The 24,060-nt window shown below is 66.2% G+C and carries 21 protein-coding genes and 1 pseudogene; 14 read left to right on the top strand and 8 right to left on the bottom strand.

The features are described 5' to 3' along the window. Positions 1 to 205 precede the first annotated feature (205 nt). The 6 genes from QX010_RS14620 (at position 206) to QX010_RS14595 (ending at position 5,445) form a co-directional block, all read left to right on the top strand. Positions 206 to 1,111: a dienelactone hydrolase family protein gene (locus QX010_RS14620; RefSeq protein ID WP_316180190.1), complete on the top strand. Its 906-nt coding sequence runs from the start codon at positions 206 to 208 to the stop codon at positions 1,109 to 1,111. Between the two features lie 9 nt (positions 1,112 to 1,120). After that, positions 1,121 to 1,588, top strand: a complete 468-nt coding sequence (locus tag QX010_RS14615) for a DUF2269 domain-containing protein (RefSeq protein WP_316180188.1) — start codon at positions 1,121 to 1,123, stop codon at positions 1,586 to 1,588. Positions 1,589 to 1,598: 10 nt separating this feature from the next. Further along, entirely contained in the window at positions 1,599 to 2,927 is a 1,329-nt protein-coding gene (locus tag QX010_RS14610; protein ID WP_316180186.1) for an SDR family oxidoreductase, read from the top strand. Next, positions 2,927 to 3,337 carry a thiol-disulfide oxidoreductase DCC family protein gene (locus QX010_RS14605; protein ID WP_316180185.1) on the top strand — a complete coding sequence of 137 codons (411 nt, stop codon included), beginning with the start codon at positions 2,927 to 2,929 and terminating at the stop codon, positions 3,335 to 3,337. Before QX010_RS14610 ends, QX010_RS14605 begins: the two co-directional genes overlap by 1 nt. Positions 3,338 to 3,473: 136 nt before the next feature. After that, a complete protein-coding gene (locus QX010_RS14600; protein WP_410051952.1) occupies positions 3,474 to 4,535 on the top strand; it encodes a YeiH family protein in 1,062 nt (353 codons plus the stop codon). Positions 4,536 to 4,542: 7 nt separating this feature from the next. After that, complete coding sequence (locus QX010_RS14595; protein ID WP_316180184.1) at positions 4,543 to 5,445, top strand: LysR family transcriptional regulator; 903 nt, start codon at positions 4,543 to 4,545, stop codon at positions 5,443 to 5,445. 142 nt (positions 5,446 to 5,587) lie between these two features. Here the strand turns inward: QX010_RS14595 and QX010_RS14590 are convergent. The 3 genes and pseudogenes from QX010_RS14590 to QX010_RS14580 all read right to left on the bottom strand — a co-directional run bounded on the left by QX010_RS14590 (position 5,588) and on the right by QX010_RS14580 (position 9,999). Next, positions 5,588 to 6,831 (bottom strand): annotated as a pseudogene (locus QX010_RS14590) (flavin monoamine oxidase family protein). 166 nt (positions 6,832 to 6,997) lie between these two features. Then, on the bottom strand, positions 6,998 to 8,824 hold the full coding sequence (gene typA, locus QX010_RS14585) for a translational GTPase TypA (protein ID WP_315800830.1): 1,827 nt from the start codon (positions 8,822 to 8,824) through the stop codon (positions 6,998 to 7,000). A 413-nt stretch (positions 8,825 to 9,237) separates the two neighbouring features. Further along, the gene (locus QX010_RS14580) at positions 9,238 to 9,999 is read right to left on the bottom strand and encodes a Crp/Fnr family transcriptional regulator (protein ID WP_316180452.1); all 762 of its coding nucleotides are present in this window, start codon (positions 9,997 to 9,999) and stop codon (positions 9,238 to 9,240) included. Between the two features lie 168 nt (positions 10,000 to 10,167). Between QX010_RS14580 and QX010_RS14575 the strand changes: the two genes are divergently transcribed. Next, positions 10,168 to 10,542: a response regulator gene (locus tag QX010_RS14575; RefSeq protein WP_315800832.1), complete on the top strand. Its 375-nt coding sequence runs from the start codon at positions 10,168 to 10,170 to the stop codon at positions 10,540 to 10,542. Between the two features lie 45 nt (positions 10,543 to 10,587). Here QX010_RS14575 and QX010_RS14570 read toward each other — a convergent pair whose 3' ends face one another. Next, entirely contained in the window at positions 10,588 to 12,159 is a 1,572-nt protein-coding gene (locus QX010_RS14570; protein ID WP_316180181.1) for an alkaline phosphatase D family protein, read from the bottom strand. Positions 12,160 to 12,298: 139 nt separating this feature from the next. Next, positions 12,299 to 13,645: a TAXI family TRAP transporter solute-binding subunit gene (locus tag QX010_RS14565; protein WP_316180179.1), complete on the bottom strand. Its 1,347-nt coding sequence runs from the start codon at positions 13,643 to 13,645 to the stop codon at positions 12,299 to 12,301. Between the two features lie 349 nt (positions 13,646 to 13,994). Between QX010_RS14565 and QX010_RS14560 the strand changes: the two genes are divergently transcribed. Both QX010_RS14560 and QX010_RS14555 read left to right on the top strand, forming a co-directional pair. Next, a complete protein-coding gene (locus QX010_RS14560) occupies positions 13,995 to 14,297 on the top strand; it encodes a 4a-hydroxytetrahydrobiopterin dehydratase (protein ID WP_315800835.1) in 303 nt (100 codons plus the stop codon). Positions 14,298 to 14,402: 105 nt separating this feature from the next. Beyond that, positions 14,403 to 14,816 (top strand): YkvA family protein, encoded by a 414-nt coding sequence (locus QX010_RS14555; RefSeq protein ID WP_315800836.1) that lies wholly within the window; start codon positions 14,403 to 14,405, stop codon positions 14,814 to 14,816. 120 nt (positions 14,817 to 14,936) lie between these two features. Here the strand turns inward: QX010_RS14555 and QX010_RS14550 are convergent, their stop codons facing one another. The 3 genes from QX010_RS14550 to QX010_RS14540 form a co-directional block, all read right to left on the bottom strand. Continuing rightward, the gene (locus QX010_RS14550; protein WP_315800837.1) at positions 14,937 to 16,112 is read right to left on the bottom strand and encodes a TAXI family TRAP transporter solute-binding subunit; all 1,176 of its coding nucleotides are present in this window, start codon (positions 16,110 to 16,112) and stop codon (positions 14,937 to 14,939) included. A 148-nt stretch (positions 16,113 to 16,260) separates the two neighbouring features. Beyond that, entirely contained in the window at positions 16,261 to 17,271 is a 1,011-nt protein-coding gene (locus QX010_RS14545) for a hypothetical protein (RefSeq protein ID WP_315800838.1), read from the bottom strand. Positions 17,272 to 17,800: 529 nt separating this feature from the next. Then, positions 17,801 to 18,775, bottom strand: coding sequence for an NADPH:quinone oxidoreductase family protein (locus tag QX010_RS14540; protein WP_316180177.1), 975 nt, complete (start codon positions 18,773 to 18,775; stop codon positions 17,801 to 17,803). A gap of 262 nt (positions 18,776 to 19,037) precedes the next feature. On the opposite strand from QX010_RS14540, the gene QX010_RS14535 reads away from it, so the two are divergent. The 5 genes from QX010_RS14535 (at position 19,038) to argG (ending at position 23,896) form a co-directional block, all read left to right on the top strand. Further along, entirely contained in the window at positions 19,038 to 19,649 is a 612-nt protein-coding gene (locus QX010_RS14535; protein WP_315800840.1) for an invasion associated locus B family protein, read from the top strand. A gap of 115 nt (positions 19,650 to 19,764) precedes the next feature. Further along, on the top strand, positions 19,765 to 20,976 hold the full coding sequence (gene rlmN / locus QX010_RS14530) for a 23S rRNA (adenine(2503)-C(2))-methyltransferase RlmN (RefSeq protein ID WP_316180174.1): 1,212 nt from the start codon (positions 19,765 to 19,767) through the stop codon (positions 20,974 to 20,976). 168 nt (positions 20,977 to 21,144) lie between these two features. Next, positions 21,145 to 21,630, top strand: a complete 486-nt coding sequence (locus tag QX010_RS14525) for a hypothetical protein (protein ID WP_315800842.1) — start codon at positions 21,145 to 21,147, stop codon at positions 21,628 to 21,630. 46 nt (positions 21,631 to 21,676) lie between these two features. Next, on the top strand, positions 21,677 to 22,456 hold the full coding sequence (locus tag QX010_RS14520) for a phosphatase PAP2 family protein (protein ID WP_316180173.1): 780 nt from the start codon (positions 21,677 to 21,679) through the stop codon (positions 22,454 to 22,456). 102 nt (positions 22,457 to 22,558) lie between these two features. Next, entirely contained in the window at positions 22,559 to 23,896 is a 1,338-nt protein-coding gene (gene argG, locus QX010_RS14515) for an argininosuccinate synthase (protein ID WP_316180171.1), read from the top strand. The last annotated feature ends 164 nt before the right edge of the window (positions 23,897 to 24,060 follow it).

Below are 24,060 nucleotides of genomic sequence, written 5' to 3'. Positions count from 1 at the left end.
GGTGCCACGTTAAAGATCGGTTAACCTGTGGACTTTCGGCATCACCGTGGCGGAAAGCTGTGCCGAAAAGGGACAATTTCGCAACATTGTTGAGGGTCGGCGGTGCCCTGTCACCGCGCGTTCATACGTCGAACGAGAAATCGCATCCGACGGGCCGCGGCCTCGGCTAGTGTGGCGCGGGCTCAACATCTTCCCGTTCGGCTGAATGGTGCTGCTTCGCTGCGTCTCATGGTTGCTCGCGCTAGTCGTCCTGTCAGTAGCAGCCGGCGCAACGGCACAGCCGTTCGGTCCCGCGTCGCCCGAAACCGAGCCGGCGCGCCGGCAGCAATGGCTGATTCCGTCGATCGAGCCAGAAATTCCCGCGCATGCGATCCTCTATCGGCCTGCTGGCGATGGACCGTTTCCGCTGGCGGTGATCGCGCATGCCTCGACGCAGAATCCGCTGTGGCGGGCACAGCTGCCGCAGCCCACCTACACGGCGCTGGCGCGTCTCCTGGTCGGCCGGGGCTATGCCGTGCTGGTCCCGGAGCGGCTCGGGCACGGCCGCACCGGCGGTCCCTATGTCGAAGACCAGGGCGGCTGCGCCGACGCGGACTACGAGAAGGCAGGACGCGCGACGGCGGCGCAGATTTCGCGCGCGCTCGCCTACATGCGCGAGCAGCCGTTCGCGGCGAAGGGCGGCGCCGTCGTCATCGGCCATTCGGCCGGCGGCTGGGGCGCACTGGCACTCGCCGATCAGCCGCCGCAGATCGTCTCGGCAATCATCGTGTTCGCACCCGGCCGTGGCGGCCATGCCGACGACGTGCCAGGGCGCGTCTGTGCAGAGGCGCGCCTGCTCGATACGGCCCGCGTGTTCGGACTCGGCGCGCGTGCTCCGGTCACGTGGCTGGTTGCGACCAATGACAGCTACTTTCCACCAGCGCTTTCGCGTCGGCTCGCGGAGGCCTTCAATTCGGCCGGAGGCCGGGCGGGCTTCAAGCTGTTGCCAGCTTCCGGCGCGGAGGGGCATTGGATGATCGAGCACGACGACGGCGTGGCACTGGCGGCGAATTTGTTGTTGAAGGCGCTGACAACGACTCGTCGGTCGACGCATCCGATGCCGCCGAACTAGCAGGACACGATGACGCTGTATTTCCTGGTCAAATATCTCCACGTGCTCGGCGCCATCGTCATTCTCGGCACCGGCACGGGGATCGCATTCTTCATGCTGATGGCGCATCTCAGCGGCGAGGCCGCGTTCATCGCGCGCACCGCCGGCGTCGTGGTGATCGCCGACATGCTGTTCACGCTGTCGGCCGTGCTGCTGCAGCCGATCACCGGCGGCACGCTGATGTGGCTGTCGTCGACGGCCGTCACCGACGGCTGGCTGCTCACCTCGCTCGCGCTCTACGCCGTTGCCGGCCTGTTCTGGGTGCCGGTGATCTTCATGCAGATCGAGCTGCGCGACCTGGCGCGCCTCGCGGACATCGGCGCCGAGAAGCTGCCGCCGCGCTATTTCATCGTCTTCCGCCGCTGGTTCCTGTGTGGCATCCCCGGTTTCGGCGCGGTCATGGCCATCCTGTGGCTGATGATCGCAAAGCCGTTCTGAGGACAGGCGCATGATCCGTTCGGTCAACTCCCGCATCCTCGTGCTCGGCGCCTCCGGCCTGATCGGACGCTTCATCACCGACGATCTGCGCCAGCGTGGCTGTACGACGGTCGGTGTCGCGCGCGCGTTCTCGCCCTCGCAACGCGCGTCGCCGTTCGACATCGAGCTGCCGATCATGGCGCTCGATGCGCCGGCCTTGGCGAGCCTGATCCGCGCTCACGAGAGCGACGTCGTCGTCAATTGCCTCGGCGTGCTGCAGGATGGTCCGGGGAGCGACACCGCTGCCGTGCATCGCGACTTCGTCGCGCGCCTGCTCGCGGCGATCACGGCCTGCGGCCGTCGCGTGCGCTTCATCCACATCTCGATCCCCGGCATGGCCGACGAGGATCACACCGCCTTCGCCACCACCAAGCGCGAGGCGGAGCGGCTGATTGCATCCTCAGGCATTGCCCACGCCATCCTGCGCCCGGGCTTCGTGATCGCACCGTCGGCCTATGGCGGCAGCGCGATGGTCCGCGCGCTGGCAGCGCTCCCGGTCGACCTGCCGGCGAAGGATGCGGCGACGCCGTTCCAGCCGGTGGCGGTGGCGGACATCGCCACGACCATCGCCTGGCTTGCAATGCAGCCGACCGATGACGAGGCGACGCGCGCGGTGAGCTGGGACCTGATGCAGCCGGAGGCGGTGACGCTCGGCGACGTCATCGGCGCGTTTCGTCGCAGTTTCGGCACGATGGATTGGCCACGCGTTGCCGTGCCTGCGACCCTGATCAATCTCGGCGCTTTCGCCGGTGACCTCTGCAGCCGGCTCGGCTGGATGCCGCCGATGCGCACCACCGCGATCGCCGAGCTTCGCCGCGGGGTGCAAGGCGATCCCGCACCGTGGATCGCGGCAACCGGCATCACACCCGCGACGCTGGACCGCGCCGTCGGCGCGCATGGCGCCACCATTCAGGACAAATGGTTCGCGCGGCTGTTCCTGATCAAGGCGCTGATCATCGCGAGCCTCGTGCTGTTCTGGGTCGCATCGGGGTCGATTGCGCTGTTCATCTCGTTTCCCGCGACCACGGCGATCCTAACCACGCGCGGCTGGCCCGACTGGTTCGCCGTTCCGTTCGCGGCGATCACCAGCATGATGGACATCTCGGTCGGCGTGTTGATCGCGTTCCGCAAAACGGCGACTTTCGGCCTCGCTACCGGCATCTTCGTCTCGCTCGGCTACATGGTGGGCTGCGCGGTGCTGACGCCTGATCTCTGGCTCGAACCGCTCGGCGCATTGGTGAAGACGGAACCGGCGATCGTGCTGATGCTGGTCGCGCTGCTCATGATGGACAATCGCTGATGACCAACTGGCCCGACGACGACGTGATTCTCTACGACGGCGTCTGTGTGTTCTGCTCCCGCTGGGTGCAGTTCGTGATCGCGCGCGACGCCGCCAAGCGTTTCCGGTTCACGCCGATCCAGTCGCCATACGGCACCCGGCTGGCGCAGGCCTTCGGCATCGATCCCCGGGATCCCGACACCAACGCCGTCGTGCATGGCGGCACGGCGCATTTGAAATCCGATGCTGCGCTGACCGTCTTGTCGAACCTGCCGGGCTGGGGCTGGACGCGCGCGCTGCTCGCCATTCCGAAGCCGCTGCGCGATGTGGTCTACAGCGTGGTCGCGCGCAACCGCTACCACATCTTCGGCAAATACGAATCCTGCTTCGTGCCGGATGCCGAGCTGCGCAATCGGGTGCTGGAGCAGTGATCGGGTCGGCGCTGAGATGCGGCAGCGAGCCGCCAATTAATCGATTGAAACGAATGATACATACAATATAATCTGTTGGATCGATTGATAACAGCATGAAATTCTTCTCCCCAGACTTGGTTTGGGAGAGATTTCCATGACTGCCCCTTCGCATGATCTGATCGCCGATGCGCCCATTGCCGTTCATCATCGACCTGCGCACGCGCCGGCGGCATCGGCGCTGCTGCCCGGGCTCGCGCTGTCAGCCGCGCTCGCGGCCGGCGCCTTCGGGCTGCGGCTGCTGCCGGGCCTCGGCCTGTTCAGCCCGATGATCCTGGCGATCGTGGCAGGGATGGCGCTGCACAACGTGGTCGGCACCCCGGCGCGGGCAAAGCCCGGCGTCGCCTTCTCGATGCGCCGCGTCCTGCGGCTGGCGATCATCCTGCTCGGCCTGCAGCTGACGGCGGCCCAGATCGTCGAGGTCGGCGCGCGTGGTCTCGCCGTGATCGCCCTGAGCCTCACCGGCACCTTCCTGTTCACGGTGTGGATGGGACGGCTGCTCGGCGTCAACCGCAAGCTGGCGGAGCTGATCGCCGCGGGGACCTCGATCTGCGGCGCGTCCGCCGTGATCGCGACCAACACGGTCACGCGCGCCCATGACGAGGACGTCGCCTATGCGGTGGCCTGCGTCACGGTGTTCGGCTCGATCGCGATGTTCATCTATCCGCTGCTTCCGGCGCTGCTGCATCTCGACGCGCACGCCTTCGGCCTGTGGAGTGGCGCCTCCATTCACGAGATCGCCCAGGTGGTCGCGGCCGCGTTTCAGCAGGGCCAGCAGGCCGGCGAGTTCGGCACCATCGCCAAGCTGGCCCGCGTGATGCTGCTGGCGCCGGTCGTGCTCACGCTCGGCCTGCTGGCAACGCGGCGTGTGCGCCATGGCGGCGAGACCCGGGGCAATGCGCAGCCGCCACTGCCCTGGTTCGTGTTCGGCTTCATCGCGCTGGTCGGCCTCAACAGCGTGATCAGCATTCCCGCCGAGATGAAGACGGTGATCGTGACGGCGACCACATTCCTGCTGTCGATGGCGCTGGCCGCGATGGGACTGGAAACCGATTTCGCCAAGCTCAAGGCAAAGGGCCTGCGGCCGCTGGCGCTGGGCCTGCTCGCCTTCCTGTTCATTGCAGGCTTCAGCCTGGCTCTGGTGAAGCTGACCACATAGGACGCATGTGACGCTCGAACAGCTCAGGATTTTCGTTGCGGTCGCGACCCGCGAGCACGTCACCCAGGCGGCCCGCGACCTCAATCTGACCCAGTCGGCGACATCGGCGGCCGTGGCCGCGCTCGAAGCCCGCTACGAGACCAAGCTGTTCGATCGTGTCGGACGCCGCATCGTGCTCACCGCGACCGGGAAGGCGTTTCTCGTCGAAGCGAAGGCGGTGCTGGCGCGCGCGGCCGCCGCCGAGACCGTGCTGAACGATCTCGCCGGCCTGAAGCGGGGGCAGCTGGCGCTGGCCGCGAGCCAGACCATCGCCGGCTATTGGCTGCCGGCCTTCATTCACCGTTTCAAGACGGCGCATCCCGCCATCAAGCTGCAACTGTCGATCGGCAATACGGAGCAGGTGGCGGACCGGGTGCGCGAAGGCTCCGCCGATCTCGGCTTCGTCGAGGGCGACGTCGACGATCCCGCGCTCGCGGCCCAGCCGGTCGCCGAGGACGAAATGGTGCTGGTCGGGCCGATCGATCATCCCCTGTGCCGCGGCGCGTCTGTCACAACCAGAGACCTGAAGACGGCACGCTGGGTGCTGCGCGAGCAGGGCTCCGGCACGCGCGCCGTGCTCGAATCAGCGCTCGGCGGGTTCGGGATCGCGCCAGCCGGGCTCGACGTGGCGTTCGATCTGCCGTCCAACGAAGCCGTGCGCGGCGCCGTCGAGGCCGGCGCCGGCGTCACGGTGCTGTCGCGCCTCGTCGTCATGCGCGCGGTCAAGGCGGGCCTGCTTGCTGTCGCCAATATCAAACTGCCCAAGCGCCGCTTCTACAGCCTGCGCCACAAGGAGCACCATCAGACCCAGGCTGCGCGGGAGTTCCTGCGAATCGCAGGGGAGACCGCGGCTGTCGACACTCATCGGTGACGGCTGAACCGCGAAAATCACAGAGAGAATCGAATCTGGATCAACGAATTCCGTCATTGCGAGCGCAGCGAAGCGATCCAGAACTCCGGCCACCTGCGTGACCCTGGATTGCTTCGCTGCGCTCGCAATGACGAAGGAGAGGCTAGTGCTTATCCAACGATGCCAGCGCTTCTCGCGCCGCGCGCTCGCCGCTGTCGCGTGCGCCATGGGCGGTGGAGAAGAAGTCCGGTGGCGTCGCTTCCCCGGCGAAGAACAGGCGGTCATCGACCGGCGCGGCGAGTACCGCGCGCTTGTCGGCATGGCCCGGCAGCGCATGCGAATAGGCGCCGCGCGCGAACGGGTCGGCGGCCCAGCGCGACTCGGCGAGCGGCTTGAGACTTTTGCGGATGTCGCCGCCGAGCAGCGCGACGACGTCATCGATCGCCTGGGCCGCGAGCGCGCCCTCGCCGGCCGCTTCGATGTCGCGGGCGAAGCTGCCGCCGTAGAAGCCTTCGATGCAAGGCTGGCCGAACGGGCGCAGCTGGAAGCTGCCGACCCGCGCGGTGCTGCTGCGGCCGCGCATCCCGGAATCTTTTGGCAGGTGCTCCCAGCCGTCAGCGCCAGCGTCACCTTGTTGTCGAGGCCGAGCGGCAGACCGGCGGCGGCTTCGACCTTGGCCGGCAATCCGGGCGTAAAGCGGATCGCCTCGTCCGCGATGAGATTGGTCGGCACGGTGACGATCACCTTGTCGGCGGTCAGCGTGCCCTGTGATGTCGTCAGACGGATAGGCTTGTCGCTGTGATCGATCCGCGTGACGTCGCAGTTCAGCGCGATTGGCAGGCCGGCACCGTAGGCGGCAACCAGCGCGCCATAGCCGCGGCGGATCCGCCAGTTCAGCTCGGTGTCCTCATAGGCCTCGAAGTCGAGCAGCGACATCTGCTCGAGCTCGCAGCCGTTGAGATAGGTGCAGATCGCATCGATCATGCCGTTCCAGCGATTGCCGGGCTCGAGGCAGATGCTCGCAGGCGCATCGCGGCCGCTCTTGGCAGCATCTGCCGTGCGGGTGAAGAAGGACTCCAGCGCGCCAAGGAAATCCTCGCGCTCAGGCTGCGGGAATGTCGCGTCATAGGCCTGGTCGCGCCACGGCGGACGTGACTTGTCGATGGCGAAAGCGAGCTTCTCGGCGATGGCGACGAACGAATTGCGATCGGCCGAATGCAGCCAGCCGCAGCCGAGATCGAAGGTCACCTCGGGCGAGGCCATGATGGTGTGGGCTCGCCCGCCGATGCGGTCGCGCGCCTCCAGCACGATGAAGGAGACGCCCGCGTTCTTCAGTGCGTGCGCGGCGCCGAGGCCGGCCGCGCCGGCCCCGACGATGGCGATGTCGGTGGAGAGTGGAAAGGACATTGGCTCATCCAACTCCGTCGTCATGCCCGGGCTTGACCCGCCTGCGCGGCCGAAGCCGCTTCGGCGCGGCGAAGGCCCGGGCATCCACGCCGTCGCTTCCACGGCGCCAGACCGTGGATGGCCGGGTCAAGCCCGGCCATGACGAAGGAAAGAGCAAAGGCTGGCCTTACGCCACCGCTTCCTTCTGCTTCTCCGCGCGCTTGCGCTCGTTCGGATCGAGGTGCTTCTTGCGCAGACGGATCGACTTCGGCGTGATCTCCACCAACTCGTCGTCCTCGATATAGGCCAGCGCCTTTTCCAGCGTCATCCGGATCGGCGGAGTCAGACGGACGGCCTCATCCTTCGAGGTGGTGCGGATGTTGGTGAGCTGCTTGCCCTTGAGGACGTTGATCTCGAGATCGTTGTCACGGGTGTGCTCGCCGACGATCATGCCCTTGTAGACCTTCCAGCCCGGCTCGATCATCATCGGGCCGCGGTCCTCCAGCTTGAACATCGCGTAGGCCACGGCCTCGCCCTGGTCGTTCGAGATCAGGACGCCGTTGCGGCGGCCCTGGATCGCGCCCTTGTACGGCAGGTAGTTGTGGAACAGGCGGTTCATGATCGCCGTGCCCTTGGTGTCGGTCATCAGCTCGCCCTGATAGCCGATCAGGCCGCGGGTCGGCGCGTAGAACACCAGCCGCAGACGGTTGCCGCCGGACGGCCGCATCTCGATCAGCTCGGCCTTGCGCTCGCTCATCTTCTGCACGACGACGCCGGAATGCTCCTCGTCGACGTCGATCACGACTTCCTCGATGGGCTCCAGGGTCTGGCCGGTGGCCGGGTCCTTCTCGAACACGACGCGCGGACGGGACACGGAGAGCTCGAAGCCTTCGCGGCGCATGGTCTCGATCAGGATCGCGAGTTGCAATTCGCCGCGGCCGGACACTTCCATCGCGTCCTTGTCCTGCGATTCCACCACACGCAGCGCGACATTGCCCTCGGCCTCGCGCAGCAGGCGGTCGCGGATCAGGCGGCTGGTGACCTTGTCGCCTTCGGTGCCGGCGAGCGGCGAATTGTTGACGATGAACGACATCGACACGGTCGGCGGATCGATCGGCTGCGCCTGCAGCGGGCTCTCGACGACCGGATCGCAGAACGTATCGGCCACGGTGCCCTTGGTGAGGCCCGCGATGGCGACGATGTCGCCGGCTTCGGCGAAGTCCACCGGCTGGCGCTCGAGACCCCTGAACGCCAGGATCTTGGTGATGCGGCCGGTCTCGATCAGCTTGCCTTCACGCGACAGCACCTTGACCGCCTGGTTCGGCTTCACGGTTCCGGAGGCGATGCGGCCGGTGATGATGCGGCCGAGATAGGGGTTGGCCTCGAGAATGGTGCCGAGCAGCCGGAACGGGCCCTCTTCGACCACCGGCGGCGCCACATGCTTGATGACGAGATCGAACAGCGGCTGCATGCCGTCCTCGTGCGAGGCATCGGGCGAGGTGCCCATCCAGCCGTTCTTGCCCGACCCGTAGAGGATCGGAAAATCGAGCTGCTCGTCGGTGGCGTCGAGGGCGGCGAACAGGTCGAACACTTCGTTGACGACTTCGGTGATGCGCGCGTCGGGCCGGTCGACCTTGTTGATGGCGACGATCGGCTTCAGGCCGAGCTTGAGCGCCTTGCCGACCACGAACTTGGTCTGCGGCATCGGGCCTTCGGCGGCATCGACCAGCACGATCACGCCGTCGACCATCGACAGGATGCGCTCGACCTCGCCGCCGAAATCGGCGTGGCCGGGGGTGTCGACGATGTTGATCTGGGTATCCTTCCACTGCACCGAGGTGCACTTGGCCAGAATGGTGATGCCGCGCTCGCGTTCCAGATCGTTCGAATCCATCGCGCGCTCAACCTGACGCTGGTTTTCGCGATAGGTACCGGATTGCTGCAGCAGCTTGTCGACCAGGGTCGTCTTGCCGTGGTCAACGTGGGCGATGATAGCGATGTTACGGAGGTTCATGGTCGGTGTCTTCTAAGCTTTCTCAAGAGCCCGTGCTCTGTCCCCGGCGGGGCGCGCGCTTTATGATAGTCGAATCAAGCTGTTAGCTTTGCGACGCGCGCTCGCGAAACTCGTTCGGCGGCAGGGGCCGGCAGCCCCAAATAGGAAGCCCGGCCAATCGACCGGGCAGACCTCGCGCGTTGCGGCGCAATATAGGCAGAAAATGCCAAAAAACAATGACTGCTTTCAGGAGCGAGGAGCAGTTTCCGGGCGGCTGGCTGCCCGTTTCGCGCCTGCACGCTGCCGGGCGGCGCAGTAGACGAGACGAGTCCAACCGCCCCGACCGGCGATCCCCACGAGGACCAGCACCGGCCAGCTCATGGCCGAAGCCGTCGGCTGCGCCTATGCGCAGGGAATCGAGAGCGCCTGCGGGCTCAGCCCGCCTCGGCCTGCTCGGTCGGATAGACGCCGCGCAGGACCTCCTCGAAATGGGTCTTCACCGCCTCATTGCACAGGCAGGAGCGGCGCTTGAGCGCGTCGAAGTCCCGCACCATGAAGGCGCCGCGGCGGGTTTCGAGAATGCCCTCGGCCCTGAAGGTCTGGACAACCCGGCTGACGTAGCTGCGGCCGACGCCCAGAAGCGTCGCCAGTTGCTCATGCGTCAGCGGCACGACCGGCTCGCCATCGGTGCGGTCCATCGCGGCCACGATCCACTTCGCCGTCCGCTGCTCGATCGAATGGATCGCGTTGCAGGCGGTCGACTGGAACATCTGCGCCAGCATGCAATCGGCGTAGCGCGCGAACACGTGGCGCAGCGTCTTGGATTGCAGCTTGGCAGCCGCCAGGCGGGACAGCGGCAGCCGCGCGAACGGGCCGCCGAACTTGACGACGATCCGCGTATAGGCCGGCAGGAAGCCCTCGCTGACGATCCCGCCGACGGCGCCCTCGCGGCCGACTAGGATGGTCTCGACGTCGCGGCCGTCCTCATTCGGAACGAGATAGGACGTCAACGCCGGACCGCAGGGAAAATGCACGATCTGCACGTCGTCGCCCGGACTGTAGAGCAGCTCGTTCGGCGTTGCCGTGTCCTCGACCAGATGCGGCGAGATCAGCGCGTAGTCGGCCGGACTGAGCCGCCGCAGCAGGTTGTTGTAGGGCCGTTCCCGGCTCAGCGTGGTCACACCCTGGCTCAGCATCGTCATCCCCCCTGCGCAACGCATGTGCGTGATCCGTGCTCCTTGTGTTCACAAGTGCACCGACACAGGAACTCTGATATGCTGCCTTGGTTCCAGGAACCCGCCAGCGCGCTCGAGAGGAGGCGCCGGCCGCGGGGTCCATCCCTCCTCCTGGAACCCGCAGATCCCATGACCAGCTCGCAATCAGGCGTGCCCGAGTTCTATCAGCATGTGCTGGTCGTCGAAGACGACCCCATCATTGCGCTCGGATTGGAAGACACGATCACCGACCTCGGCGTTCCCGACATCAGGATCGCAGCCGACGTCGCCACCGCGCTCGCCATGATCGCCGAGCGTGTCCCGCAATTCGCACTCCTCGATGTCGGCCTGGTCCGCGAGAAGAGCTTTGCGATTGCCGAGCGGCTGGCGGCGCTCGGCATTCCCTTCGCATTCTCGACCGGTTATGGCGCCGACCGCGTGCCGGCCGCATTCGCCGACCGGCCGCGGCTGCCGAAGCCGTGCCCGACCGAGGCGCTGGAGGCCGTGCTGCGGCGACGCGATTAGTTGCCGTCGCAGCACGCGATCGTGTTGCCGCCGAGCAACAAGACCTCAGCCGAGCTTCGGATCGAGCGTGGTCGACCACAGCGCGACGTCGGCGCGATCCCGCAGGGTCACGGTCATCTGGCCCGTTGCGCCTTCGATCTTGACGTGGCCGAAGAACTGCATACCGGCCGATGGCGGCAGGTTCTGCTTGTCGAGGCCGGGCGCCTTGATGAAGCGCACCTCGGGGCCGAAGGTGTTGTCGAGCTCGTTCGGACCGAACGTGCCGGCATGCAGCGGACCGGAGACAAACTCCCAGAACGGCTCGAAGTCCTGAAACTGCGCCTTGTTCGGATCGTAATAATGCGCGGCCGCGTAGTGCACGTCCGCCGTCAGCCACACCGTGTTCTGGATCGGCGCCGTCTTGATGAAGCGCAGGATCTCGGCGATCTCGAGCTCGCGGCCGCGCGCCGGGCCGTCGCCCTGGGCGATGGCTTCCGAGCCCTTCTTGTTGGCCGCGTCGTCATAGACGATGATGCTGAGCGGCATGTCGGAGGCGATCACCTTCCAGGTCGCGCGCGAATTGAGCAGCGCCTGCTTCAACCAGCGCATCTGCTCCGGCCCGATGAAGTAGGACGCCGGACCGTATTTGTCCTCGAGATTGGGACCGTTGGCGCCGCGGTAGCTACGCTCGTCGAGCACGAATACGTCGAGATGCGGGCCATAGTTGATGGTGCGATAGACGCGGCCCGGCTCGATGATGCTCTCGCGCATCGGATACATCTCGTGGAAGGCGCGCGCCGCGCGGGCCGCGAGCAGCTGGATGTTGCGCTCCTTGTAGCTCGCCGGCAGCTCCTTGGAAGCCGACCAGTTGTTGGTGACCTCATGATCGTCCCACTGCACGAAGATCGGCACCTCGGCATTGAAGGCGCGAACGTTCTCGTCGAGGAAATTGTATTTGTGGGCGGCTCGGAATTCGTCGAGCGTCTCGGCGACCTTGGCCTTCTCTTCCACGGTGAGGTTCTTCCACACCTTGTTGTCCGGCAGCTTTACCTCGGACTTGATCGGGCCGTCGGCATAGATGGTGTCGCCGGAATGCAGGAAGAAATCCGGGCGGTGCTTCTTCATCGTCGCAAAGGTGAACATGCCGCCATCATCGGGATTGATGCCCCAGCCCTGCCCCGCCACATCCCCGCCCCAGACGAACGAGACGTCGCGCTTGTTGCCGGGCGCGGTGCGGAAGCGGCCGGCCACGGCCTCGCTTTCGACCGCGGTATGCGACAGGTCGCGGAACTTGACGCGGTAGAAGATGTCCTGGCCGCTCGGCAGGCCTTCGATCAGCATCTTGGCCGTGAAGTCGCTCTCCGGAAGCGCGGCGATCGGTGGCAGCGCCCGCGCGTCCTTGAACGATTCGGTGGTCGCCACCTCGACCAGCATCTGCGACGGCCGATCGGCACGCGCCCAGACCACGCCGCCATCCATGCCGACGTCGCCGGACTGCACGCCATGCGTGATCTGCGGCCGGTCGGCGGCGCGGCTCAGATAGGGCATCGCCAGCGTCGTGACGCCGGCTGCGGCGGCCGTCGACAGGAAGCGGCGGCGGGACAGGGCTGTGTGCGGTCGAGGAATGCGAAGCGTCATGCGGATCTCCTGGTCGGATCGCGCGCGGGAGCAGGCGCGAGTCACGGCCCGGCAGACCTAGGAAAGATTGATGACGCTGGAATTACAATCGCGCCCCGGCCGCCGCGTGACACGGCCGCAGCGCAAGCGTGGTCCGACCTCAGGTGCCGGCGGCACGCAACTGCGCGCCGGTTCGCTGCAGATTGGCGGGCATGCTCATCAGGATGAGCTTGCGATCGGCCACCGCGTTGTGGAACTGCTCGAGCGCGATGTTGAACGCGGTCAACGCAGCGTGCTCGATCGCACCGTCCTCGAAGAAGGTCAGCGTGTTGCGCAGGATCTCGTCGGCCTCGCTCTGCAATTGGTCGAGCTCCTCGGTCGAATCGCTCCTGCGCGCGATGGTGATCATCTCCAGCAGACGATCGCGCAGCGAGGTGTTGATGGTGCGTTCGTCGCGCTTGAGATAGCCGGCGAACCACGCACCGGCCGAACCCATCGCCGAAAGCGCCATCAGGCTCCACCAGATGTAGTCGCTGTAGCGGTCGAGGAAGGTCTTCTCCTCGCCGTCGACGAACGCCGCCGCGCCGGGATGAGCGGGGATCGCCGCGTCCTTGTCGGTGTCCGGCGTCTCGATCTTGGCGGCAAGCGGAAATTCCGACAGCAATTGCTGGCGCACCGAGAACAGCTGATGCGTGAACGTCGAGACCGTCGAGTCGGTGAGGCCCTTGCGTGCCACGATGTGGTGATTGAAGCTGATCGTCTTCACTTCATCTTCGGGGCGATCGGGCGCCCCGCCGAACGCGCCGGCCGGAATCTCGGTGGCCTCGTATTCGGGATGGTTCTGTGCGATGGCTGCGGCGGAATCGATGGCCAGGAACGTCGGAGGCCCGCTTTCCTTGGTGGCGGCGGCGATCGCATCCGCCGTGATCTTGCTGTTGATGGGACCGGCCGCCAGATAGACATCGGCCCTCTGGCTTCGGACCGCTTCGGCGGCCTCGGTGATCGGGAATTGGACGATCTCGACCTTGCTGGGGTCGACGCCATATTGGCGCAGGATGACCTTCAGCAGGTTCGCGTTCGCCGGCGTCCGGCCGATGATGCCGACTTTGTGGCCCGCGAGCTGCGAGATCTTCGTGATCTTGGCGCCACCTTTGCGGCTCTTGCCCTTGCCGGACGAGGGCACCCAGAGGATGACGACGTTCTTGCGCAGCGTCGCCACCGCCTGTGCGTTCTTTGGGACCTCGAGGTCACCCCGCACGATCGCAAGATCCACCTTGGCGGCGGCCAGCGCCTGCGCGCTCTCGGCGGCGCCCTCGGTCGGAACCGGCCGCAGCCTGACGGAGGCGTGCGACTGGGAAAAGGCCTGGGTCAGGGCCTGGACGACCTTCAGGTCGTCGCTGTTGGGCGGACCGACCGCGATCTTGAGCACCACGGGACGCATCGCAAAATAGTAGGCACCCGTCAAAGCGCCGACGACCGCAAGGATCCCGGCGATGACGATGAACACGGCAGGGCGCATCCGTGAGCGCTGCGCTGGCGTGGTCTGAGCATCTACCAGATTCTGTCCTCCGGCGGTCCTGGGCCCGGGCGATGCCACAGGCGGCTTCGTCTGGCCACGTCGTCCTTCGATAGAGCTGAACTGTAGCAAATTTCTTGTCCGCCCGGGGTGACATCTGCGTCATGGTTACCATCGCACCAGCCACCGGGGGATCGGGACAGGTCCGAGCCCCTCCGGCAACGGCCTGTGACAAGGCTCTGATCGGGCGGACCCCGGCGCGATCCGGCTGGAGGTAGACCCCGCAATCGCCCGGATGTTGCCACGTGTCCGGTCGATTGCACCACGAGAGGAGATCGAGATGCCGCAACGATTGTCGGCGGAGGCACGCGCCACTGCCTTGCGGGAGCTTCCCGGCTGGTCCGAGGCGGTGGGCCGTGAGGCCATCGCCCGCACGTTCACATTCACAGACTTCAACGAAGCCTTCGGCTTCATGACCCGCGTCGCCCTGGTCGCCGAAAAGGCTGACCATCATCCCGAGTGGCGCAACGTCTACCGCACCGTCGAGGTGGTCCTCACGACCCATGACGCCGGCGGCGTGACCCTGCGCGACATCGAGCTCGCCAAGGCGATGAACGCGATCGCCGCGACGATGCGCGGCTGAGGCCTTGGCGACGACGGCACGCGCCTTGCGGCCGGCGTCGCCATCACCACATCCGAGGGCGAGGACCGCGCCCCCGGCGCCGTCTGGAACCGGAGATCGGACATCATGTCGGATGCGACCGACTACAGCGTTGGCTTCGAGCCCGCGGAGCGGCTGGCCCGGGATCGCGAGACCCTTCGCCGTCGTTTCTGGATCAAGTTCAAGAAGGTTGTCGCGCGGTTGCCATTCGCCGAGGAGCTGCTTGCGGCGTATTACTGCGCCTTCGACAAGGAGACACCCCGGCACGTACAGGTCGCCCTGCTCGGCGCCATCGCCTACTTCGTCGTGCCGTTCGACTTCATGCCTGACGTGCTGCCCATCCTCGGCTTCACCGACGACGCGGCGGTGCTCGCCACCGCCATCCGCATGGTCGCCTCGAACATCACGCCCGACCATCATGCCGCCGCCCGCGCCGTACTCGCGCGGCTGGCGGCAGACAAGAACGCTGACGTCGCGAAGGACGGCGAGACGATCGGCTGACGACGGCTCCGGCCGGGCAAGCCGGGCGCCCGCAGTCAGCGCCTCGGAAGGGCGCAAAAGCAAAAAGCCCCGCATCCGCGCGGCTTTTCTCTTGATGGGACGTCGTCGAACGCTCCGAGCTCAGCGCTGGCCGCGCGCCTGGGCGCGGGCGCTGCCGGTCTTCTCGGCCTCCCAGGCCTGGTACTGCTTGAACAGCGCCTCGCGGTCGGCCTGGCTGGGCATCGCCCTGCCGGCGCTGCTCTGCTTCAGGAAGTCGTCGAAGCGGTCGCGTTGCGCGCCTTCCATGGCATGGCTCTCCAGCCATTTGCTGGCGGACGGCAGCCGCTGCCAGCCGGCGAGCGGGGCCGACAGCGAAACCTCCTTCCACTTCGGATGGAACGGCGGATTCTGGAATGCCGGGAATTTGGTGAAGAAGGCGTCGACGAAGGTTGCGAGCTTGCGATAGCGGTCGGTGTTCGGCGCCCAATTGTAGGCGGCGAGCACGGCCGGCACCGCGATCGTGTCGACCTTCTCGCCCTCGGCGATCAGGTTCGGGTAGTCCTTCGCCGTCAGGGTCGCGGGCAGATAGTCGGTCTGCAGCGGTCGATCGTAATCGACGTTGACGAGATGGAAGCGGCCGTCGTTCACGAAGGTCGAGACCGACTTGTAGGGCTTGCCGCCGACCACGATGACGGCATCGAGCTCGCCGCGCTTCAGCTTCTCCATCGCGATGCGCTGCTCGATGTAGGCGAAGTTGGCGCGCAGGCCAAGCCGCTCGAACACCGTCAGCGCCGTGACGAAGGTGCCGCCATTCGGCAGGTCGACGCTGACGCGGCGGCCCTCGAGGTCACGCAGGTTGCGCACCGCGCGCGGCGCGATCACCTGCATCTCTTCATTGTAGAGCTTGGTGACGTAGGTGAACTGCCGCTTGATGTCCTTGGCGAAACCCTTGCGCTCGAGATAGTCGAGCGTATCGGCGCGGACGATGCCGAGATCGACGCCCTGCAGGAACAGAATGTCGGCCACGCTCTGCACCGAGCCGCGGCCGACGATCGGCAGGACGCGCAGATTGTTGCCGTCGTCGAGCAGCGAGGCCAGGTCGGCGCCGAACTGCACATAGGTGCCGCCGATCGTGCCGGTGATGAGCGTCACCGTGTTGGCGTTCAGCGCCTGCTTGGTCTGCACCGAGCCGAACTGGAAGATCGCCTTGAGGCTGTCGCTCACCTTGGCCGGGTCGAACTCGCCTTCCTCGGCGTGGGCAGCAAAACCGCACGCTATCATCATTGCGGCTAGGGCCGCTCCAACAAGACGTCGCATCTGTCCCCCTTGATGTAAGGCTGGCACATGGTTGCGAGCCGGACGCGGGCAGCGCCAAGTCTCGGCTGGCGTCGCCCCTGAACGGACCCGAAAATCATGCGTGAAACAAAAAAATGAAACGGGGCGGCATCGCTGCCGTCACGAGCGTTCAGTTCTGCAGCTGATCGAGCCTGCGCTGCGCCTCTGACGAGCCGAGTTGGGCGGCGCGGCGGTACCAGTTGCGAGCCGCAGCCGGATCGGCATTGATGTTGCGGATGTCCTTCGTTCCCAGCACGTGGGGATCGTAGGTCTGCGCCAGCATCAGCGCCGCGGCCGGTTCTTGCGCCTCGGCGGCGCGCTCCAGCAGCAGTCGCGCCGGCGGGATGTCACCCGCGGCCAGCAGACTCTTGGCGCGTTTCATGATGCCCGCGAGTTCGTCGGGATCGAGCCGGCGGACCTGCGCGGGCGGCGGAGCGGCGGTCACGGCGCCGAGGCCGGGTGCGACGATTGCCGATCCCGCGCCAGGCGAATTGATCGAGGACGGCTCCATCGCGCTCGGGGCCGGCGCGGCCGGTGCCGTGGCGAAGCTCGGCGGCGCTGCAACCGGCGCAGGCTGCGTCACGCTGCGATTCTGCAGCGCTGTCTGGTAGGCGTTGGCGATGTCGTCACGCGTCGGGGCGACGGCTGCCGTCTGCACCGGCGCCGCAGCGGCAGCCGGCGGCTCGGGCGGCAGTCGCGCCGGCTCGTTCAGCTGCATGTCGCGCGCGGTGAGCTGCGTGTTGGTGGCCTGCGGCGGGGCCGTCGGATCCGGCGTGGCGCCGATGATGGAAGCCTTGGCACTGGCGATCAGGTCGCGCGTCGCATCCGAGGTGACAAGCGCGAAGAGCACCGCGACGCCGGCCGCAGCCACCACGGCGAGAAGGATCCGGGACGAGATCGAGACGCGGCGGGTCCGCGCCGGCCACTGGTCCTCGAAATGCGTGCTGTCGATCTGATTGCCGCTCTCATACTCAGAGAGGAACATCGGCATCGATTCGTCGTTTGGATAGTTGTCCTGGGTCGACCGGCCGAAACGATAGTTCGGTGGGCGCTCCTGAGGGAGTTCGTCGGGGAAAGGCCTGAAGTCAGGCTCCGAAGGAGTTCTGTTGTTGAAACGTCCGCGCGTCGTCCGCTCAGCCATGGCCTTCATCCCCATCTCAACTTCACGCAACATACTTTTGGTCCCAAGCCCGTCAGAAGCTCGAGACACGTCACGATTGCCAGAGGCACCCCACTGCCGACAACTAATTGACTAATTGAATCCGACTAAAAGTGGACGAGAGCCGGCATGATTCTGGAAATATTTTGATCTGATTGTGGCGACGCACGTGCGACATCGCACGGCACCAAATCCAGAAACGTCGAGATAACAACGGCAAAGCCTTACAATTAACCATGCCATAATGTGGCGAGGTTGCGTTAACCAAGAAACGCTCGTTTTCGGATTTTCTGCTTCCGGTTGCGAATCCGTGACGCCGGCGCGGCAGCCCGCCGAACAAATTTGCGACCGCCGCGCATCGCGCGGATGTCACAGCGACCTCGGGCCGGCTCGGCTCGAGCCTTGCGCCCGCAGAACAGACAGGGCTCTGCCCGGTTTGGTTGCGCGGATCAGGGCGAGGCCACCCCGGGGGGAATACAGCAACCCCGGGGGCCTTCATTGCGCGACGTCCTCAGGGGTGCAGGATCACCTTGCCCATCGCCTGGCGGCCGGCCAGCACCTTCAAGGCATCGGCGGTCTGCGCCAGCGGGAAGGTGCGGTCGACATGCGACGACAGCTTGCCCTCCGCGGTCCACTGCACGAGCTTTTCGAGGTTCGCGCGGTTCTTGGCGGGGTTGAGTCGGGTCCAGGCGCCCCAGAACACGCCGCGGATATCACAGCCCTTCAGCAGCGCGAGGTTCAGCGGCATCTTCGGGATGTCGCCGGCGGCGAAGCCGATCACCAGGAACCGGCCTTCCCAAGCGATCGAGCGCAGCGCGGCCTCGGCGTAGGTGCCACCGACGGGATCGAAGATGATGTCGGCGCCCTTGCCGTCGGTGAGCCGCCGCAGCCCCTCCTTGAGATCCTCCTTGGCGTAGTTCAACGTCAGCGTCGCGCCGTGCTGCCTGGCGAATTCGAGCTTCTCGTCCGAAGAGGCACAGGCGATGACCTTCAGCCCCATCAGCTTGCCCAGCTCGCAAGCGGCAAGGCCGGTGCCGCCGGCGGCACCAAGCACCGCCAGCGTCTCGCCCGGCTTCGGACTGGCACGATCCTCCAGCGCATGCAGCGCGGTGCCGTAGATGATGATGATGCCCGCGGCGCGATCGAAATCGAGATTGTCCGGAATCTTGACGACCGACGCGGCCGGCAGCGCGATCTTTTCGCGCGCGCCGTTGTGGCCGCAGGAGGCGACGACACGGTCGCCGACCTTCAGGTCGGTGACGCCATCGCCAACGCTCTCGATGACACCTGCGACCTCTGCGCCCGGCGAGAACGGGAACGGCGGCTTGATCTGGTACTTACCCTGGATCATCAGGATGTCGAAGAAGTTCAGCGCCGCCGCCTTGATCGCAATCACGGCCTCGCCGGGACCGGCCACCGGATCTGGCACCTCGGTGAGGACGAGATCGTCGGGCTGACAGAATTGCGAGCAGAGAATGGCTTTCATGGGCGCTCCTTGGTCGTTGCCGCCGGATCGAGGTCCGGCTTTGGGAACGTCATGCCGGATTTGCCGCCGCGCCACAATCATCATCGGGCCGCGGCATGGGCGCGACGCCGGCCCGAGGACGCGAAGCGCCGGACAATCCGGCTCTGCGGCCTTTGCAAGCGGTGCATTTAGCCGCTATCCATCGCGACCACGGTCAGCGATTCCGGGCCATTTTCCAGTCACAATATTGGTGGAACGAAGTCGCGGGGGAACTCAACGTATCATGTTGTTCGGGCGATTGTTGACAACGCTGGTCGGCGGCGTGCTGCTGTTCGGAGCTCCGAGCCTCGTCGTGGCACAGAGCGCCGCGCCAAAGGCCGCAGCTCCGCATCCGAAGGCCGCACCGAAATCGGAATCGAAGCCGGCCGTTCCCAGCATCGGCGGCGCGGAACCGACGCTGATCGGACAGTTCGGCGGCTGGGGCGCCTACACCGCGATGCCCGGCGGCAAGAAGGTCTGCTTCGCGCTGGCCAAGCCGACAACCTCCAAGACCAATCCGCCCAACCGTCCGCGCGATCCCGCCTATGCCTTCGTGTCGACCCGGCCCTCCGAGAAGGTCTTCAACGAGGTTTCGATCATGATCGGCTATGCGCTGAAGCCCGGATCCGACGCCGCGGTGGAGGTCGGCGGTGCCTCCTATGCCATGTATACCCAGGGTGACGGGCTCTGGATCAAGAACGCCGCCGAGGAAGAGCGGCTGGTCGAGGCCATGCGCAAGGCGCCCGAGGCGGTGGTCAAGGGCGTTTCGGCCAAGGGCACGGAGACCACCGACGTGTTCTCGCTGAAGGGGCTCGCCCAGGCGCTCGACCGCATCGCGCAGGATTGCCGCCGGTAGACGGCGGCCGCCGGTACCGCTCGTCAGGCGGGTCGCATTTGCCGGCCGGATCGTTATATAACCCCGCTGAACGCCTTCGGCCGCCGCGGCCGGGCAGCACTTTGGGCCCCTCGACATGGCAACGACTGCCGGGCTGCGCGACTCCTCTGCGCCCCTCGAAAAGACTCCGCTCGAAACCTACGTCCCGCCGGCGAAGCCCTCGCTGATCGGCCTGTCGCGTGCGGAGCTGGCCGCGAGACTGGGCGAGGTCGGAGTACCCGAGCGCCAGCAGAAGATGCGGGTGCAGCAGTTGTGGCACTGGATCTATCTCCGCGGCGCCAGCTCGTTCGACGAGATGACGTCGGTGTCGAAGGACACACGCACCGCGCTGGCCGAGCATTTCACGGTCGACCGCCCCGAGGTCGTGGCGGAGCAGATCTCGAACGACGGTACCCGCAAATGGCTGCTGCGGCTGCCGAGCGGCGACAATCTGCAGAAGGCGCACGAGGTCGAGTGCGTCTACATCCCCGAGACCGACCGCGGCACGCTCTGCGTCTCGTCGCAGGTCGGCTGCACGCTGAACTGTTCGTTCTGCCACACCGGCACGCAGCGGCTGGTCCGCAACCTGACGGCCGGCGAGATCGTCGGCCAGGTGATGGTGGCGCGCGACCGGTTGAACGACTGGGCCGACCGCGAGACCCCGCTCGGCAACCGGCTCATCACCAACATCGTCATGATGGGGATGGGCGAGCCGCTGTACAATTTCGACGCGGTGCGCGACGCGCTGCTGATCGTCTCGGACAACGAGGGCATCGGCATCTCCCGCCGCCGCATCACGCTGTCGACCTCGGGCGTGGTGCCGAACATCAAGCGCGCCGGCGAGGAGATCGGCGTGATGCTGGCGATCTCGCTGCACGCCGTGCGCGACGAGCTGCGCAACGAGCTGGTGCCGCTCAATCGCAAATATCCGATTGCCGAGCTGCTGCAGGCCTGCCGCGACTATCCCGGCGCCTCCAACGCGCGCCGCATCACCTTCGAATATGTGATGCTCAAGGGCGTCAACGATTCGCTCGATGACGCCCGGCTGCTGGTCAAGCTGCTGAAGGGAATCCCGGCCAAGATCAACCTGATTCCGTTCAATCCCTGGCCCGGCTCGGCATATGATTGCTCGGACTGGGAGCAGATCGAGAAGTTCTCCGAATACGTCTTCAACGCCGGCTACTCCTCACCGGTCCGCACGCCGCGCGGCCGCGACATCCTCGCCGCCTGCGGCCAGTTGAAGTCGGAGACGGAGAAGCTGTCCGCACGGGAGCGTCAGGCGCTGCGTGCGATGGCAATGACGGATTGATTCTTCTAATCCTCGGCGACTTCAAGCAACTCGTAATGCCCGGGCTTGACCCGGCCATCCATCCGCCAGCATGACGCGATCTTGATCGAGTGATGGATGGCCGGGTCAAGCCCGGCCATGACGAGCGAAGAAAGCGGAGCCTTGCTTGTCTAACACGGGTCTAGAGCCATGGCGCTGATCGGCCGTCTCGTCGTGATCGCGTTCGCCTTTCTCGCCGCGTGCTTCCTGGCCGGGCTGATCGTCGTGACCGCGATCCTGTTCCCGGAGTTCTCCGATCTCGGCAACGGCCCGATCGACCAGGGCGCGTTCGAGGTCATCATCGGCTTCGGCTTCATCTTCGTGTCGGGGTTCGCGCTGATCCCGGCGCTGCTGATCGCGCTGATCACCGAGGCGTTCTCGATCCGCAGCGTGCTCGCCTATGCGATCGGCGGCGGCGTGGTCGGCGCCGCCTGCTATCTTGGCCTGGTCCCGTTCGATCCCGAGACCTTCCGGTTCGAGGGCATCGTGCGCCGCCATCTCGAGATCCTGACCGGCGCCGGCATCGTCGGAGGGCTGGCCTATTGGCTGATCGCCGGTCGCAACGCCGGCCGCTGGCGCGAGCCGTCGCCGCCTCTCCCGCCGCCCCCTCCGCTTCCGTCGGGGTCGCCGCGGTGAGCGCGCGGCCTTTCCATCGCCACCCGCTTTCGCTAAACCGCGCGCCATGAACCGCACTGGACTCTTCATCGCATTGTCGCTCGCGCTCGTCATCGGCGTGCTGTTCGGCGTTTATCCCGAGCTCGACCTCAAGCTCGCCGCGCTGTTCTACGATTCCCACACGCGCAGCTTCCCCGTGAAGCTCGACGGCTATGCCGCGTTCGCGCGCGATGCCGCGATGTGGGTTGCCTGGGGCATCGCGCTGCCGTCCATCGTTGCGCTGGTGGTGAAGCTCATCCGTCCCGACCGGCCGCTGCTGGTGAAGGGCCGCACCATGGCGTTCCTGCTGCTGACCTTGTCGCTGTCGGCCGGCGTGCTCACCAATTTCACCTTCAAATCCTATTGGGGCCGGCCGCGCCCGGTCGTCGTGACCGAGTTCGGCGGCGACATGCAGTTCGTGCCGTGGTGGGATCCGCGCGGCGGCTGCGGCCGCAACTGCTCGTTCTTCTCCGGCGAGGGCGCGACCGCGTTCTGGACCCTGGCGCCGGCCGCGCTGACGCCGCCCGCCATCCGGCCCGTCGCCTACGGCGCCGCCGTCCTGTTCGGCATCGCCACCTCGGTGCTCCGGATGGCGTTCGGCGGACATTTCTTCACCGACATCGCCGCGGCCGGCCTCGTCACCTTCATCGTGATCTGGCTGCTGCACGGCTACATCTACCGCTGGCCGTCCACCCGGCTCACCGACGCCGGCATCGACGCCGCCCTGACCCGCTTCGCCTGGCCGGGCTTCCGGCTGATGCGCCGGCTGTTCGGCCGCCGCCAGCCCGGCACCAGCCCCGCGGCCTGAGCGCGGCGTGAAGGCGATTAATCGCGTGCCGAGCGGGGCGAAATCTGCTATCCGCGCCCGAATTTCTGAGCGGCATAGCCCTAAACACTGGTTGGACTCCCCATGACCACGATCCTGAAAAGCCTGCCCAAGGGCGAGAAAGTCGGCATCGCCTTTTCCGGCGGCCTCGACACCAGCGCCGCGCTGCTCTGGATGAAGCAGAAGGGCGCGCGCTGCTTCGCCTACACCGCCAATCTCGGCCAGCCCGACGAGTCCGACTATGACGAGATCCCGCGCAAGGCGCTGAGCTTCGGCGCCGAGAAGGCGCGCTTGGTCGATTGCCGCACCCAGCTGGTGCATGAGGGCATCGCCGCGATCCAGTCCGGCGCCTTCCACATCTCGACCGGCGGCATCACCTATTTCAACACCACCCCGCTCGGCCGCGCCGTCACCGGCACCATGCTGGTCGCCGCGATGAAGGAGGACGGCGTCAACATCTGGGGCGACGGGTCGACCTACAAGGGCAACGACATCGAGCGGTTCTATCGCTACGGCCTGCTGACCAATCCAAACCTCAAGATCTACAAGCCCTGGCTCGACCAGCAGTTCATCGACGAGCTCGGCGGCCGCGCCGAGATGTCGGCGTTCCTGACCGCCAACGGCTTCAATTACAAGATGAGCGCCGAGAAGGCGTACTCGACCGACAGCAACCTGCTCGGCGCCACCCACGAGGCCAAAGATCTCGAGAGCCTCGACAGCGGCATCCGCATCGTCAACCCGATCATGGGCGTGCCGTTCTGGCGCGAGGACTGTGTGGTCAAGCCGGAAACCGTCGTCGTCCGCTTTGAGGAGGGCCAGCCGGTCGCGCTGAACGGCCAGACTTTCGGCGACGCCGTGGCGCTGTTCCTGGAGGCGAACGCGATCGGCGGTCGCCATGGTCTCGGGATGAGCGACCAGATCGAGAACCGCATCATCGAGGCCAAGAGCCGCGGCATCTACGAGGCGCCGGGCATGGCGCTGCTGCACATCGCCTATGAGCGGCTCGTCACCGGCATCCACAACGAGGATACGATCGAACAGTACCGCATCAGCGGCATGCGCCTGGGACGCCTGCTCTACCAGGGCCGGTGGTTCGATTCGCAGGCTTTGATGCTGCGCGAGACGGCGCAGCGCTGGGTGGCGCGCGCCGTCACCGGCGAGGTGACGCTGGAGCTGCGCCGCGGCAACGACTACTCGATCCTCAACACCGAGAGCCCCAACCTGACCTACCAGCCGGATCGGCTGAGCATGGAGAAGGTCGAGGACGCCGCCTTCACGCCGGCCGACCGCATCGGCCAGCTGACGATGCGCAATCTCGACATCACCGACACCCGCTCCAAGCTGAAGCTCTATTCGGACACCGGGCTGCTGTCGGGTTCGGACGGCGCGGAGATCTTCCAGCTCGGCCACGACAAGGGCTGAGCGAGGCCTGCTGGGCTCGCGCGACAATCACCGGTGCCGTCCCTGCGAACGCATGGACCCACTGGCTGGCGTGGTGAGGGCTGGGTGCATTGGCGCTAACTTACCATTTTGCTGCCGGAAATGGATGATTCCTCGGTCGAGTGACTGACGAATCGCTTTCGAAC

Source organism: Bradyrhizobium sp. SZCCHNRI1009 (assembly GCF_032487575.1).
In the GTDB taxonomy this organism is placed as follows: Bacteria; Pseudomonadota; Alphaproteobacteria; order Rhizobiales; family Xanthobacteraceae; genus Bradyrhizobium.
This window is presented reverse-complemented; position numbering and strand designations above follow the sequence as displayed.